The following is a 15,358-nucleotide window of genomic DNA, read 5'->3' as shown; positions in this document are numbered from 1 at the left end:
AAGGATCTTGGGTTTGATTCCCGCCGCGGGCGCTAGACTGTCCGCTACCGAGGTGAAACAGAAATGTCCTGGCTCTACCTGCTCCTCGCCGGGGTTTTCGAGATCATTTGGGCCATCGCCCTGAAGTATTCGGAGGGCTTTAGTCGCGCGCTGCCAACCGGCATCGTCTTCACCGCCGGCTTTGCCAGTTTCTGGCTGCTTGGACTGGCCGCCGAGAGGCTCCCCATCGGCACGGCCTACGCCGTGTGGACCGGCATCGGCGCGCTGGGCACGGCGGTACTGGGCATGGTCCTGTTCGCCGAATCCAGCCACGGACTGCGGCTCGCCAGTATCGCGCTCATCGTCATCGGCATCGCCGGCCTGCGTCTGTTCGGAGCCCGCTAATTCCAGTGCTTCATGCGCGGCCAGCGTTCCTTCAGGTTGAGCCGCAGCCCGCGGCACAGGTGCACCGGTCGGCGCTCCTCCTGCATCGCGTAGGGATGGTCCAGCACCGCCACTACTTCCACCGCATCGCACACCTCACGCAGGTGCTCTTCCTCGTCCTGCAGGACGATGTAGTTCCGCTTCTGTTCCCCCGGTCCCCAGTAGAAATAGTTTTGGTGTGGTGAAGTCGCCTTCGGAAGTCCGTATTTCCTCCCCAGCAGGTCGATTGCTCCGGCCTCACCGTAGTTGTTGGCGAGGATTCCTGTCTGCGCTCGCTCCTCCGGAGGGAGCGCGTTGTACGCCTGCGCTACGGCCTCCACCATTTCCGGCCATCCGAAGCGGTCCCCGAAGTACTGAGGCAGCGCGCCCATGTGGCCCACCTCGGTCTTGGATGGGCGCAACCGCATTCTCTCCATGTACGTTACGGCCTGCTCCGGGGGCAGCACCGGCAGGAACCCCGGCGCCGACGCGACCCCCGGCAGGAGGATCAGTGCCACGCTCACTGGCCGCAGCCACCTCCATCGGTGTCGGTTCGCGATCTCATCGATCCACACGGCGCCACCGGCCAGAAGCATGGGGTACAGCGGTGCCATGTAGTAGGGTTTGCCTTTCAGGCCGATCATCATCAGCAGCACCGCCAGATAGGTCCAGCCCAGCAGGCGGTAACGCTGTCCGTGCTCATGGAAGAAGTAGAACCACAGGCCTGCCATCCACACGAGCACGCTCGTAGGCAAAAGCATCAGGATCTGCTGGAACACATATCCTGAAGGCGAAAACACCACGTTCTTCTGTTGCCGCTGTACGTTGCGTAGTCCCTCGATTGTGGGAAAGTCGTGATGTATTTGCCACACGAGATTCGGCAGGAACAGGAGTAAAGCGATTGCGCCGGCGATCCAGATATGCCGCTCACGGAACCTGTTCCGTTCATTCGTTAGCAGCAGGCCCGTGAAAAGTCCGAAGCCGAAGAAGAGGAAAGAATGCTTGGTTTCCAGTCCCAATCCAGCCAGCATTCCGAACAGGAGCCAGTACCTCGGCTCTTGCCGCCGGATCGCCAGCACCACGCAGTAGGTGCAGGCTACCCAAAGCAGTCGCTCCAGCGCCCCAGGACCGAGCAGGCTGTCGTCGACCAGGAACACCGGGGCCAGCAGCACCACCAGGCAGGCCAGCCCCACCGCAAAGCGACGTCCGCCCAACTCGCGGGCCAGCAGGCCCGTTAGAACTATCGTCGCGGCCCCCGCCAGGGCCGGCAGCACGTGGATCGCGAACAGCGAGTCACCCAACAGCATGCGCATCAGCCTGGCCAGCCACGCGGTCATGGGTGCCACGTCCACATAACCCCAGTCCAGATGTTCGCTTTGAGCGATGAAGTACAACTCGTCGCGGAAATATCCGTAGTGGGCTGCAGTTGCCAGATGGAGAACCAGTTTCACGGCAGCGAACGCCCCGATCACAATCAGTTCGCGGCCGCCCGCCACTCCTGGAACTGGACGAGACGAACTTTTCATGGCTTTGCTCTCCGTGGTTTACCGAAATCGAGATGGGCTCAATGCAGCATAGACGGAGGAGAAGACCTTTTGTCAGTTTTTCGCGTCACCGCGCGCACAGCCAAAACCGGCCACAATCGCGCTAGAATTGCCTCAGACTCAAGGAGGCGCACCATGGTCACCGCCCGGCTGGTCCAACTGATCGAATCCCGCTCCTCCGAACTCTCCCAGGGCTTGCTCAACAAGCTGCAGTCGTCCGAGCGGGCCAGCGACCTGCGCCGCTGTGTTCCCGTCGACGAGCTGGAAGAGCGCACCTACGAGATCTATCGCAACCTAAGCGACTGGCTGATGGGTAAGAGTGAAGTCGAGATCGAGCGGCGCTACCTCGAGCTCGGCGCCCGCCGCGCCGCTCAGGGCGTGGCCTTCAGCCAGTTCCTTTGGGCGTTCCTGTCCACCAAGCAGCACCTGCACGACTTTCTGCGCTCGGAGGTGTTCGTCGACAATCCGATGGAGCTCTACGGGGAACTGGAACTGGTACAGGCCCTCGACCAGTTCTTCGACCGCGCCCTCTATTACGCCGCCGTCGGCTACGAACGCGCCCGCAGCGCCAAGGCCGCCTGAGGCCGCAAACCAACCCGGGTTCTATGCGGGACGACGTTGGGGAGTCTTTTCATTGATTCACTGATTCACTTCTTTTTCACCGCCCGGAACGTCATCTCCTCCGCTCTGCTGCCCGTCTGCGCCTTCCACTTGAAAAACAGCCCGGCGTACGAATCCGTGATGTAGTCTTTCGGTGTCACGCCGAGTTTCTTTGCTACCCCGTCGATCCACTTGGGCGGGCCCTCGATTTCCGCCAGATCCCCGATGGGCGTCTCGTCCACCACCACGTGACCTCGCCCGTCGGTCCACTCGCTGCGAAACTTCTCATAGCGGAAGGTGGGCACAAAGCCCAGCGCCCGCAGCACAGCACCCAGCTTGCCGCCATCCTCGACAGCAGTTTCCAGCTCCACCCGCGTCTTGTGCCGCCCAACCTTCGCCGCCGCCTTGTGCGTCAGCGTCCACTTCCGCCCGTAGCGCCGTAGCCGCAGCAGTTCGCCGCGCCTGCGCAGAGCAAGGTCCGGCAGGTCGTAGAGCGTGTTCATCTCGTGCGTCCGCCGAGTGCGCAACCGGAACCCCGCCGCCCGCAGCTTCCGCACCAGCGCCTTTCGGTCGGTGATCCGAAGCTTGATCTCGACTTCTTTACCTGATTCCATGCGAGGAAGGAGTATATCGCCGGGTTGATTGAAGCACGACGCTCGGACAAGCAGGCAAGCTCAAAGCCTGGAATACATCATTGACCAACAGAGCGCCCGCGAACGTTACTTTGAACCAGGTGAGGTGCTGCCGCAAAATCTGCACACCGAGCTTGGAAGGCAAAGCGCCGCTGGATTGTTCCCAGCCTCAAGAGCCCTCAGCCAACTGCTAAAAGCCAACAGCCAGCTTATTTCTCTCTCTCCACTACAAACTCAGTCGCCCACTCCAGCGCCCGTCTGATCTCCGAATCCGGAAACTCGCCGAGGTAACCTCGCGCGGCCTCCGCATACCGATGCGCTTCCGCCATGGCCCAATCCAGCGACCCGTAGCGGTTCAGTATCTCCTGCACTTCGCTCAGGCTGACGCTGGCGAACGCCCGCTCCTGAAGCACCGTTTCGATCTTGCGCCGTTCCTCGGGCGTGCACTGCTCGAGCGCATGAATCACCGCCATGGTCACTTTGCCTTCGCGCAGGTCGCTGCCCACCGGCTTGCCGAGCACTTCTTCCGACGCTGTCAGGTCCAGGTGATCATCCACCACCTGGAAGGCCAGCCCCAGGTTGCGCCCATACTCCGCCAGCGCTTCTTCCTCGTGCGCCGGCGCCCCGCCCACGATCGCCCCCAGTCGCATGCAGGTAGCGAACAGGCACGCCGTCTTGCGATGGATCAAATCCAGGTGTTCGTGGAGTGAGATGGCTCGCCCCAGCGCCTCCGCCTGCATCAGCTCGCCTTCCACCATCTGCTGGGTCAGGTCGATCAGCACGTCCAGCACGCGGAAGTTTCGCTCCGCCACCGCGATCTTGAAGGCCTGCATGTACAGCCAGTCGCCGGCCAGCACGCAGCGCGAGTTGCCCCAGGTGCGGTTGGCGGAAGGCTGGCCCCGGCGCGTTTCCGCTTCGTCGATGATATCGTCGTGCACCAGCGTGGCGGTGTGGATGATCTCGACCACCGCGCCCAGGCGGACTACCGTCGCGCCGTTCTTGCCGTAGAGCTTCGCCGCCAGCAGCAGCAGGGACGGCCGGATGCGCTTGCCTCCGCCCGCGCGCAGGTGCGCGCCGATCTCCGTGATGGCCGCCGTGCGCGACACCGTCTCCCGCCCGAACTCGCGCTCGATCGCCGCCAGGTCCTCGCGTAGCAGCTCGAACACTTCCTTGCCCCGGGTTGTGGCCGGCGTGCTCACATCAATTGGTGCGGTAGTTGGTGAACTGCATATCGATGCCGAAGTCGCTGCCCCGCAGCAGGGCGATGATCTCCTGCAGCGTGTCGCGGTCGCGCCCGCTCACCCGCACCGTGTCTCCCTGGATGGACGCCTGCACCTTCTTTTTCGAGTCCTTGATGACCTTCACGATCTCCCGCGCCTTCTCCACCGGAATGCCCTGCTGCAGCGTGATACGCTGCCGCACCGTGCTTCCCGCCGCCGGCTCGACCTTGCCGTAGCTCAGCGCCTTCAGCGGCACGTGCCGCTTCGCCAGCTTCTGCTGCAGGACGTCGTTCACCGCCTTCAGCTTGAATTCGTCCTCCGAGCTCAGCACCAGCGCCTCTTTGCCCTCGATCTGGATGTCCGACTTCGAATTCTTCAAGTCGAATCGCGTATGCACTTCCTTCAGCGCCTGCTGCACGGCGTTCGAAACCTCCTGCAGGTCCACCCGGCTCACGATGTCGAAGGAATTATCCGCCATACCTAAGGTTCTACTTTACCTGTTCCGGTGCGGTTGTGCATCTTGTCGCTGCCCTCGACGGATGGTTTTGGAAGATTCGGAGAATACGGACGATTCCGGATTGTCATGTCCCAACCCGCGAGGGCCGGATTCGTCAGCTCAGCACGGACGTGCTGGGAACAAAGGGCAGGATGAGCAAGCCCTTGGGTGCGCTGCCACCTCCGCTTGAGAAGCAAAGAAAAATCCGTGTCCCACGTTCGCGCCGCTCGGCGCTAACCCGGGATGGCTTTCGTCCGCCCAAAGAACCAGTAGAAATTCTCTCCCGTCCGCACTCCCACCTCCTCCGGCGCCATCCCGCGCAGCTCCCCGATCCGCCGCGCCACTTCTTTCACGAACGCCGGCTCGTTCCTCTTCCCACGGTGCGGCACGGGCGCCAGGAACGGCGCGTCCGTCTCGATCAGCATGCGGTCAATGGGGACTTCCCGCGCCGCCTGCCGGATTCCTTCCGCCTTCGCGAACGTGACATTGCCCGCAAAGGAGATGAGAAATCCCATGTCCAGCGCCCGACGCATGTGCTCCGTCGAGCCCGTGAAACAATGCAGGATCCCTCCCAGTCCCGCCGGAGCCCAGTGTTCACGGATCAGCTCCAGGCACTCCTCCCAGGCACTCTCACTTCCATCCGACGGACGGCAATGGATCACTATGGGCAGCTTCACCGCCCGTGCCATTTCCATCTGGCGCACGAACACGGCGCGCTGCGTTTCATGTGGGGAATGGTCGTAGTAGAAATCGAGTCCGATTTCGCCCCACGCGATCACCCGCTTGTGCCGCGCCAGCTTCTCCAGTTCGGCAAAGTCGCTCTCTTCCGCCAGCTTCGCCTCATGCGGATGGATGCCCACCGTCGCGTACACCCAGTCGTACTGCTCGGCGAACCTGATGCCGCAGTCCAGCGACCCCGGCCCGGTCCCCGAACCGATAGCCACCAGCGCTTCCACACCCGCCTCGCGCGCCCGCGCAAACACGGCCTCACGGTCGGCGTCGAACTGCGGCATCTCCAGATGTGCGTGGGAGTCAACGAACAAAGTTCAGCCCTGCCTCAGTCATCGAAAATCGTCTGGCAGAAGCTTCAGGGCCACGAAGCGGCCAGGCACGCACTCACCACATGACTCGATGACCATGTCACCATGCTCTCTGCGCCTTGGTGTCTCTGGGGCTATTTCAGCTTGGCTCCCACCGGCACGTCTTCCAGGAACCCGCACAGAACCGGCGTGCCCTTCTCGCCCACGGATGCCGCCACAATCATGCCGTTCGACTCCAGGCCGCGCAGCTTGCGCGGCTGCAGGTTCACGACGATGACCACCTTGCGTCCCACCAGCGTCTCCGGCTTGTAGGCTTCGGCGATGCCCGCCACCACCTGCCGCACTTCCGTGCCGATATCGACTTCCAGTCGCAGCAGCTTGTCCGCGCCCTTCACCTTCTCGGCCACCTTGATCTCGCCCACGCGCAGCTCTACCTTGGCAAAATCTTCGATGCTGATGCGTGAATCGCCCCCTGCTGCCGCGGTCGCCTGCGCCGGAACCGCAACCGGCGTGGGCGACGCCGGCGCCGCTTCCTCCTTCTGCGCTCCTGCCGTCTTCGGCTGGCTCTCCATCTGTTGCATCCTCTCGATCACGGATTTTTCGGCGCGCGGGAACACCGGTTCCACCTTGCCCAGCTTGGTGCCGTGCTCAAGCTGGCCCCATTCCAGCTTGTCCAACCGGGCTTTGGCTACCGCGCCCAGCCCCAGTTGCGACCATATCCGCGCCGTCGATTCCGGCATCACGGGATGCACGAGCGCGGTCACCACCCGCAGCGCTTCCGCCGCCGTGTACAGCACCGTCGCCAGCCGCGCGCGGCTGTCTTCGTCCGTCTTTTCCCCCAGCGTCCACGGCTCGTTCTCCACCAGGTACTTGTTCACCGACGCCACCAGCGTCCACGCCGCTTCCAGCGCCCGCGAGAACTGGTAGTCCTCGAACAGTTCCCGATAGTTGCGGATCACTTCGCCGGCGGTCTTCGCGACTTGTTCGTCGGCTGCCGTGCGCGTCTGCGTGGCCGAGGGATACGGCACCTGCCCCTTGAAGTAGCGTCCGATCATCGACAGCGTCCGGCTCGAGAGGTTCCCCAAATCGTTGGCTAGGTCGGCGTTGTAGCGCCCCACTAGCGCATCGAAGCTGAACGCTCCGTCCTGTCCGAACACCACTTCGCGCAGCAGGAAATAGCGCAGCGCGTCCGTGCCCAGGGTTTCCATCACCGTCTCCGCCCGGACGATATTCCCGCGTGACTTCGACATCTTGCTCTCTTCGAACAGCAGCCACCCGTGCGCCAGGATGGTCTTCGGCACCGGCAGCTCCGCTGCCAGCAGGAACGCCGGCCAGTAGACGCAGTGGAAACGCACGATCTCCTTGCCGATCATGTGCACGTCTGCCGGCCAGTAGCGCGTGAACTTCTGCTGCTCCTTCTTTTCCGTCGAACCGAACCCTATGGCCGTGATGTAGTTCGACAGAGCGTCCAGCCACACGTACATCACGTGGCCCGGATCGTCGGGAACGGGAACGCCCCACCGGAAGGTGCTTCGACTGACGGAGAGGTCACGCAGCCCGCCGCGTACAAAACTCACCACTTCATTGCGCCGCGTCTCCGGCCGTATCAGCTCCGGCCGTTCTGAGTACAGCCGCAGCAGCGGCTCCTCCATGGCCGAGAGCTTGAAAAAGTAGTTCTCTTCGTGGACCGTTTCCGTGGGGCGGCCGCAGTCCGGGCAGGGATCGCCGGGCTTTGCTGCGTCCACGTAGAGTTCGTCGAACACGCAGTACTGCCCGCTGTAGCTTCCCTTGTAGATGTATCCCCGGTCGCGCAGCCGCCGCCACAGTTCCTGCGCGCCCCGCTTGTGTCGCTCGTCGGTGGTGCGGATGAAGTCGTTGTAGGCGATTCCCATGCGGTCCCACAGCGCACGGAACGCCGCCGAGATCTCATCCGTCCACTCCTTCGGATCGCGCCCGGCGGCTACCGCCGCCCGCTCCACGTGCACGCCATGCTCGTCGGTCCCGGTAAGCAGGAACGCATCCACCCCCAGCATGCGCTGGTAGCGCGCGATGGCGTCGCACACGATGGTCGTGTACGCGTGCCCCACGTGCGGCCGGGCATTTACGTAATAGATTGGAGTGGTGATGTAGAACTTGCGGTCCATGCTTGCGTTTGGCCTTTCTTTACGAAGCCTCGCCCGACTCCTTATCCAGGTACGCGCGCAGCGCCGCCTGCATCACCTGCTTGAGCGGGAGACTGCGCTCCTCGGCGATGCGGCGGCAGTCCTCGTACTCCGGAGCGTAATGGCTGACGGCGCCGTTCAGGCTCGCGACTTTCATGCGGACCTCGCCCCAGGGCGTCGGGACTCGGACTTCGCGGCGCGCCAGCACGCGGCGCTCTTCGCTGCGCATGCGCACCCCGAGAGTTGTTGTTTCCGCGAAGATGAGTTTGGCCAGCCGCTCGGCGTCGGCAGGGCGGGCCAGCACCGTCAAGAGCATCCCCGGGCGGTTCTTCTTCATCTGCACCGGTGTGCCGAAGACTTCAAGCGCACCTTCCGCCAGCGCGCGCTCCATCACGTAGCCGAAAACTTGCGGGCTCAGGTCGTCGAGGTTGGCTTCGAGCACGGTGACCGAATCGCGCGGCAACGCCGCAGCCTCTTCCAGCGCGTCGCCCAAGGTCAGGCGGACGACGTTGGCGTGGCCGGCGAAATCGCGCGTGCCGGCGCCGTAGCCCGTGGTCGCGATGGTCATTGCCGGAAACGCGGCAAAGCGGGAAGCCAGCGTCTTGACGATGGCCGCGCCCGTGGGCGTCACCAACTCAGCGTCGATTCCTGAGGAGTACACCGGCGCACTGCGCAGCAGTTCGACCGTGGCCGGAGCAGGAACCGGGAAGCGTCCGTGCTGGCACTCCACCGTGCCTCCGCCAATGTTCAGCGGCGAGCACACCCAGATATCGGCGGCCAGATGTTCTGCGCCCACGGCGGCACACACGATATCCACGATGGCGTCCGCCGCACCCACTTCGTGGAAGTGGATGTTCTCGACCGCGGTGTTATGGATCTTGGCCTCCGCCTCGCCCAGTGCCTGGAACATGGCCAGCGCCGTCCTCTTTGCGTGCTCCGAGACAGGCGCGTTCGCAATGATCTGCCGAATCTCCCTCAGCCCGCGGTGCGCATGCTCATGTGAGTGGGCGTGTTCCTGCTTCGAGGGTGCCCCACGCTCGCGCCCCGCGGTTGGGCGCGTACGTGGGTGAACGTGCTCGTGCCCGTGTTCGTGGCCACGATCATGCTCGTGGTGGTGCGAAGGACTCTCGCGCGGGCGGTCTTTTTCGCCATGGACGATCACATCTACTTTGATGGCGCTGATTCCCGAACGGGTGACCCGCGAAATCTCAAGCTTCGCGTCCAGGCCGAGCCCGGCGACGGTCTTCTGCAGCAGCTCCGGGGGCACGCCGGCATCCACCAGCGCTCCCAGGAACATGTCTCCGCTGATGCCGGAAAAGCAGTCCAGGTAGGCGATGCGCATGAATCAGGCGGCACCCTCGCGCCGAAATTCGATGATAGGGGAGCGGGGAGGCAGGGTCAAACCGCCTCAGTTGGGTTCACCACAGGGACACGGAGACCATCGGTCTCTACTCAGATGGCGCGACAGTTCAGTGGCCCAATCACGCTATTCTCCGTGCCTCCGCGTCTCCGTGGTGAAGGGTTCCCGTTTGCTATATTCATGCGTAGCCCGCAACGCCGTGTATCGCCGCTTCCAACTCGCTCTGACCGACCGCATCCGCGAGTTCCTGCGCACTGAGTACAGTCTGTCACTCGATGGAATGGTGGTGGAGCAGCCGCCGCGCATCGAATTGGGCGAGTACGCGCTGCCGCTTTCCTTCGAGCTGGCCAAGCGGCTGAAGCGTCCGCCGCGCAAGATCGCCGAAGAGATCGTCTCGGGCGTGGGGGCGGTGCCGGGCTTCGAGAAACTGGAGGTGGCGGGCGCCGGCTACATCAACGCGCGCGTGGAACGGGCAGAACTGGCCCGGGCGCTGCAGGCGGGCGAGGCTGCTGCCACGGGGGTGAAAGAAAAAATCCTGGTCGAGCACACCAGCGTGAATCCCAACAAGGCGGCGCACATCGGGCACCTGCGCAACGCCATCCTGGGAGACACGTTCGTGCGGCTGCTGCGCGCCTCCGGCCACGAAGTCACCACGCAAAATTACATCGACAACACGGGCGTGCAGGTGGCTGACGTCATCGTGGGATTCACGCGGCTGGAGAAGAAGTCGCTGACGGAGGTGGCGGAGCTGATTGCGCGGACCCCCAAAATCGACTTCCTCTGCTGGGACCTGTATGCGCGGGTCTCCGAATGGTACGAGCAGGACAAGAAGCACCTCGAGGCGCGCAACGAGACGCTGCACGCTATCGAGCAGGGCGGCAACGAGCTGGCGGAGATGGCCGACCTGCTCTCCACAGCCATCGTCGGGCGGCATCTGAAGACCATGGAACGGCTGGGGATCGAGTACGACTTCCTGCCGCGCGAGGCCGAGATCCTGCGCCTGAAGTTCTGGGACCTGGCATTTCAGCAGCTCAAGGAAAAGGGCGTGCTGCGCCTGGAGACCCAGGGCAAGAACGCCGGCTGCTGGGTGATGCAAAGGAAAAGCTCAACCGCGGAGAGCGCAGAGACCGCAGAGGAGAATCAAAAGGTCATCGTCAGGTCGAACGGCACGGTGACTTACGTGGGCAAGGACATCGCCTATCACTTGTGGAAGTTCGGGCTGCTGGGGCGTGATTTCGGCTATCGAAAGTTCTACCGCTATCCGTCAGGGCACTTGTGCTGGATGTCATCGGCGGACGGCGAGAAGGAACACCCGCACTTCGGCGGCGTAGCGGGCATCTACAACGTGATTGATTCACGGCAGGCGGACGCGCAGAACAACGTCATCGAGGCGCTGCGCGGACTGGGCTACACCGAGCAGGCCGCGCACTACACGCATTTTTCCTATGAGATGGTGGCGCTGACGCCGCGCTGCGCCGCTTACCTGGGCTACGCGCTGAGCGAGGACGACCGCGGCAAAGCCTATATCGAGGTTTCAGGACGCCGCGGCTTCGGCGTGAAAGCCGATGACCTGATGGACGCCCTCATCGGGGCGGCGCAAAAGGAAGTCGATGCGCGCCACGGCACGCTCAGCGACGGCGAGCGCACGCGCATCGCCACGCAAATCGCGATCGGCGCGCTGCGCTACTTCATGCTGAAGTTCACCAAGACTTCGGTGATCGCGTTCGACTTCAAGGACGCGCTGAGCTTCGAGGGCGAGACCGGCCCTTACGCGCAGTACGCCGTGGTGCGCGCCACCAACATCTTCCGCAAGGGCGAGACGACGCCCGAAGAAGCCCTGGCCGGGACGGTGGACTTCGAACGCTTCTTCAAAGAGCCTGCCGGGGACGAGATCTGGGAGCTATGGCTGGCGGCGTCGAAACTCTCGCACGTGGTCGATCTGGCCATCGCCACCACCGAACCGGCGCACGTGGCCAAGTACGCTTTCCAGCTGGCGCAGCTCTTCAACAACTTCTACCACCGCCACCACATCCTGCATGAACTGGATGACGAGCGGCAGAAGTTCCTGATGGCCACGGCCGCGGTTGTCCGGCGGGAACTGATTCGGACGCTGGACCTGATGGGCATCGAAGCGCCGCCCGTGATGTGAGGACACGGGCGGGTCCGCGTCCCGGGATGGGCCCGCCGCTGACATGAGGCGGAGTTGCAGCGTATACTCCCGCCGGCTGAAATGCGCCGGCCTCAGGGCCTGACAGAAGAATCAGTTCAGTTGCCGTCCACAGTCATGAAGAAGCTCGTCTTATGGCTTGCGTTCACGCTGGTATCTTCGGCGCTGAGCGTCGGCCAGAACACCGGCTCCGCCGCCGGGCTTCGTATCCCGGTAGTACTGAAGAACAGCGTTGATGCCCGAGGTCCGCTGGGCGCGACGGTGCTGCTGGAGTGCAGAGAAGACGTCCGAGTCGGGGACAACGTCGTGATTCCGAAAAAGGCCCGCTTGACGGGACGGGTCATCAAGGCGGTTCCATGGACCGACGACAGGCGCGAGTCCGTGCTGTCGGTGGTGGTTGAGCGTGCCGATTGGAAAGACGGCTCGCTCGAACTGAAGGCGTTCATCGCCGACGGCCTGCAAGTGATGAGAAACGAATGGACCCGTCGCTGGTCCGCCGCTCGTCCGCATATGTATGTCCCCTCCATAGACAAGAGCGTTTCCCTGCGCCGGGTGGAGGACCCCGAGATCGTCAGCGAAGTGGTTTCCGACAAGCACAATCTGAAAATGGACCCGGAAAGCAAGTTCGTTCTGGGCGACACCTTGAACCGTTAAGTCTCCTCACGGCGCCCGCCGACGGCGTGCGTTCCCCATGCTGACCAGCAGGTGCCAGGCGTCGCGGTATTTTTCGAGGCGACCGCGGCTGTGGCGAATGTGCGGATAAAGGGAAATGGCGTTGCGTGTACGGGGAATGGCCGCCATGGGAATGATGTACCACTGCTCCTGGGGGATTGCGAAGACGGCCAGGAAGTCGAAGTCGAAGCGGCGGTAGCGGACGGGTGGATTGCCGCGGGTGACGCGACAGATGTAGGAGCGGGCGTTGGTGTAGATGGAGGTGCCGCGCACCTGGACACGGTGCAGGGGAGTGCGACGGCCGACGACGAAGTCGAAGGGGGCGGAGTCGCCGTAGGGCTTGGAGATGGTGAGGCCATGGCGTGCGGCGCGGGCCATGAACTCCAGCTCCACCCACTCCCCGACCATCTTGGGAGGGCGGGTACGGGGTTTCATTGCGGTCTTCCCGAAAAGAGGATTTGAAGCCGGGAAAGAAAAAGGCCATCCGGGCGGAGGGCCTTTCGTTTCTTGCTTTCACTCTTAAGTATAGAATATCAAAGTCATAGGGACCATTGGGACAATTCTCTCTAAACTATATTCGGTTTGGAATCAGCGGGTTGGGAGGAAAATGACAGTTTGTGGCGCTTGACAGGAAAGCAGTGGCCAGTGGGCAGTGGTCAGTGCTCCACAAGGTACGTGTTTTGAATGGGTTATCACCGCAGCAGGCGCTCTTTCTCAAGCTGGTCCATGGCGGCCAGGGTTTGCAACGCGAGGAATGCGGTAATTGACGCGCCGGGCGAAACGGTCACGAGCCGGATGCCTGCGGCGACGGTCAGCCCTCGAAGCTTTTCACGAACTCCACCAGGCTGCGTACGGCGACGCCCGAGGGTCCCTTGGCGATCCAGGGTTTCTGCTCTTCGAGCCAGGCGACGCCGGCGATATCGAGGTGCACCCAGGGAGTGTCCTCAGCGAATTCCTTGAGGAACATGGCAGCGGTGACAGCGCCGCCCCAGCGTCCGCCGCTGTTCATGATGTCGGCGATGCTGCTCTTGATGGAGTCGCGGTACTCGTCGTCGAGCGGCAGGCGCCACATCTTTTCACCGGCGCGCTCGCTGGCCTGGCGGAAGCGGGCGTAGATGTCATCGTCGCTGGCGAAGATGCCGGCGTTGATGTAGCCCAGCGCGACCACGCAGGCGCCGGTGAGCGTGGCCGCATCGACCAGGTGGGTGCAGCCCAGGCGGCGGGCGTAGGTAAGGCCGTCAGCGAGCACCAGGCGGCCTTCGGCGTCGGTGTTGATGATCTCGATGGACTTGCCGGACATGGCGATCTGCACGTCGCCGGGCTTCTGCGCTTTTCCCGAAGGCATGTTCTCCGTTGCGCAGACGATGGCGATGACGCGCACGTTGAGCTTGAGCTGCGCGATGGCGCGCATGGCTCCCAGCATGGCCGCGCCTCCGGCCATGTCGTATTTCATCTTTTCCATGCCGTCGGAAGGCTTGATGGAGATGCCCCCGGAGTCGAACGTAATGCCCTTGCCCACCAGGCCGAGCACGGGTTTTTCCGGGGCGTTGGGCGGCGTGTAGCGCAGCACGATGAGGGCGGGGGGCTCCTCCGACCCCTGGGCGACGCTCCAGAAGGCGCCCATGTTCAGCTCCTTGATCTTGTCGGTGCTGAAGGTTTCGCAGGTGAGGTGCGGGGAGGCTACCTCCTCGGCCATCTTGCGGGCGCGGGCAGCGAGCATGGTCGGGGTCATGCGATTGCCGGGCTCGTTCACCAGTTCGCGGGTGAAGTTCTGCGATTCGCCGATGATGCGTCCCTGGGCGAGCGCGGCTTCGAGCGTGTCGCGACCGGAGGCGGCGGGCGCGACCACGGTGAACTCCTCGACGCGCTGGTCCTTGCGGTCGCTCTTGTAAGTATCGGGATCAAAGTCGCCAATAAAAGCGCCTTCGGCCAGGGCGCGCACGGCAGCCGCGGTCGCGTCCGGCGGAGAAAACGCAAGCCGGCGGATGGTGCGGGGCTTGGCGAAGCGCACGGCAGCACCCGCCGCCTTGCGAAGATCGGCAAGCGAGAAGTCCTTGGCCTTGCCGCCTCCGATGAGAAGCAGGCGTTTGGCCTTGAGGCCTTGGGGCCGGTGGACGAGCACCATCTCGAGGGCCTTGCCGGTGCATTCGCCGCTCGCGATGACGTCAGCGGCAGCGGATTGCACCGTGGACTCGGCCTGAACGGCAGGCGCGGGCTTGTCTTTTTCGCCCTGGTCGAGGACGACGGCGACCAGGCATTCGGTCTCGACAGCGGCGGCGTTGGAGAAAGAGAGTGTGGTGTTCATGTCGTTGGATGTGAGTGCCGCCCCTACGGGGCTCATCCATTGTAATGGCTGCTGTAATGGCTGCGCGCCCAGCACTTCCGCGCTGGCCTAATGAATCACGTCCGTGCGGGACTGGGACGAGCGCGACCAGCAGGTCGCGAGATCACCAGGTCACAAAGTCACCAAATCGTACTCCATGCTTCCGTGTCCCGGTGGTGAATCAAGAGCCCTTGCGGGCACGGGCGATGGCTTCGCGGGCTTCGCGGTCGGCGGTGCGGCGGCGTTCGGTCTCGCGCTTGTCCCAGAGCTGTTTGCCGCGAGCCACGGCCAGCTCGCACTTCACGCGCCCGTTGCGAAAATAGAGCCGGGTGGGAATAAGCGTCAAGCCGCGCTGCGTGACCTTGCCCGTGAGCTTGCGCAACTCCTCCTTGTGGACGAGCAGCTTGCGGGTACGCAGGGGGTCGTGATTGAAGATGTTGCCGTGCTCGTAGGCGCCGATGTGGGCGTTGAGCAGCCAGAGCTCGCCGTCCTTGACGATGGCATAAGCGTCCTTCAGGTTGGCGCGGCCGGCGCGGATGGCCTTGACCTCGGTGCCCACAAGGGCGAGGCCCGCCTCCAGCTTCTCCAGCAGGAAGTAATGATGGGCGGCGGCGCGGTTGACGGTGGCGTCGCGCTCGCCGGTGGCCACAGGGTCGCGTTTCGCAGCCCTGGGTTTCTCCGGTTTCAAGCGATGGGTGGGCTGGCGAGGCATCAGGACGAATGTAGCAGAAGCGGTGAGA

At 63.5% G+C, this 15,358-nt stretch carries 14 protein-coding genes; 4 read left to right on the top strand and 10 right to left on the bottom strand.

Annotated features, from left to right (window positions below):
• Window positions 1–63 precede the first annotated feature (63 nt).
• The gene (locus tag VNK82_09665) at window positions 64–384 is read left to right on the top strand and encodes a multidrug efflux SMR transporter (protein HXE91216.1); all 321 of its coding nucleotides are present in this window, start codon (window positions 64–66) and stop codon (window positions 382–384) included.
• Here VNK82_09665 and VNK82_09660 read toward each other — a convergent pair.
• Window positions 381–1,928 carry a glycosyltransferase family 39 protein gene (locus VNK82_09660; GenBank protein ID HXE91215.1) on the bottom strand — a complete coding sequence of 516 codons (1,548 nt, stop codon included), beginning with the start codon at window positions 1,926–1,928 and terminating at the stop codon, window positions 381–383. The two genes, VNK82_09665 and VNK82_09660, sit on opposite strands and share 4 nt — an antisense overlap.
• Before the next feature lie 153 nt (window positions 1,929–2,081).
• Here VNK82_09660 and VNK82_09655 point away from each other — a divergent pair, with 153 nt between their 5' ends.
• The gene (locus tag VNK82_09655) at window positions 2,082–2,528 is read left to right on the top strand and encodes a hypothetical protein (protein HXE91214.1); all 447 of its coding nucleotides are present in this window, start codon (window positions 2,082–2,084) and stop codon (window positions 2,526–2,528) included.
• Window positions 2,529–2,593: 65 nt separating this feature from the next.
• On the opposite strand, the gene VNK82_09650 is transcribed toward VNK82_09655, so the two are convergent.
• From VNK82_09650 to larC, 6 genes are all read right to left on the bottom strand, one after another.
• Window positions 2,594–3,160 carry a class IV adenylate cyclase gene (locus VNK82_09650; protein ID HXE91213.1) on the bottom strand — a complete coding sequence of 189 codons (567 nt, stop codon included), beginning with the start codon at window positions 3,158–3,160 and terminating at the stop codon, window positions 2,594–2,596.
• Window positions 3,161–3,387: 227 nt separating this feature from the next.
• Entirely contained in the window at window positions 3,388–4,377 is a 990-nt protein-coding gene (locus tag VNK82_09645; protein ID HXE91212.1) for a polyprenyl synthetase family protein, read from the bottom strand.
• A gap of 1 nt (window position 4,378) precedes the next feature.
• Complete coding sequence (locus VNK82_09640; protein HXE91211.1) at window positions 4,379–4,876, bottom strand: YajQ family cyclic di-GMP-binding protein; 498 nt, start codon at window positions 4,874–4,876, stop codon at window positions 4,379–4,381.
• Window positions 4,877–5,127: 251 nt separating this feature from the next.
• Window positions 5,128–5,937, bottom strand: a complete 810-nt coding sequence (locus tag VNK82_09635; GenBank protein HXE91210.1) for a TatD family hydrolase — start codon at window positions 5,935–5,937, stop codon at window positions 5,128–5,130.
• 131 nt (window positions 5,938–6,068) lie between these two features.
• Window positions 6,069–8,078 (bottom strand): methionine--tRNA ligase, encoded by a 2,010-nt coding sequence (gene metG, locus VNK82_09630; GenBank protein HXE91209.1) that lies wholly within the window; start codon window positions 8,076–8,078, stop codon window positions 6,069–6,071.
• 19 nt (window positions 8,079–8,097) lie between these two features.
• Complete coding sequence (gene larC / locus VNK82_09625; protein ID HXE91208.1) at window positions 8,098–9,438, bottom strand: nickel pincer cofactor biosynthesis protein LarC; 1,341 nt, start codon at window positions 9,436–9,438, stop codon at window positions 8,098–8,100.
• Window positions 9,439–9,655: 217 nt separating this feature from the next.
• On the opposite strand from larC, the gene argS reads away from it, so the two are divergent.
• Together argS and VNK82_09615 are read left to right on the top strand one after the other, a co-directional pair.
• On the top strand, window positions 9,656–11,605 hold the full coding sequence (gene argS, locus VNK82_09620; protein ID HXE91207.1) for an arginine--tRNA ligase: 1,950 nt from the start codon (window positions 9,656–9,658) through the stop codon (window positions 11,603–11,605).
• A gap of 135 nt (window positions 11,606–11,740) precedes the next feature.
• A complete protein-coding gene (locus tag VNK82_09615; GenBank protein ID HXE91206.1) occupies window positions 11,741–12,277 on the top strand; it encodes a hypothetical protein in 537 nt (178 codons plus the stop codon).
• A 6-nt stretch (window positions 12,278–12,283) separates the two neighbouring features.
• Here the strand turns inward: VNK82_09615 and VNK82_09610 are convergent, their stop codons facing one another.
• The 3 genes from VNK82_09610 to smpB form a co-directional block, all read right to left on the bottom strand.
• Complete coding sequence (locus VNK82_09610; protein HXE91205.1) at window positions 12,284–12,730, bottom strand: group I intron-associated PD-(D/E)XK endonuclease; 447 nt, start codon at window positions 12,728–12,730, stop codon at window positions 12,284–12,286.
• 376 nt (window positions 12,731–13,106) lie between these two features.
• Entirely contained in the window at window positions 13,107–14,600 is a 1,494-nt protein-coding gene (locus VNK82_09605; protein HXE91204.1) for a leucyl aminopeptidase, read from the bottom strand.
• Window positions 14,601–14,799: 199 nt separating this feature from the next.
• The gene (gene smpB, locus VNK82_09600; protein HXE91203.1) at window positions 14,800–15,330 is read right to left on the bottom strand and encodes an SsrA-binding protein SmpB; all 531 of its coding nucleotides are present in this window, start codon (window positions 15,328–15,330) and stop codon (window positions 14,800–14,802) included.
• Window positions 15,331–15,358: the final 28 nt, after the last annotated feature.

The organism is Terriglobales bacterium, assembly GCA_035573675.1.
Classification (GTDB): domain Bacteria; phylum Acidobacteriota; class Terriglobia; order Terriglobales; family Acidobacteriaceae; genus DATMAB01.
Note: the sequence above shows the minus strand (reverse complement) of the source record. Positions and strands in the feature narration are given on the sequence as shown.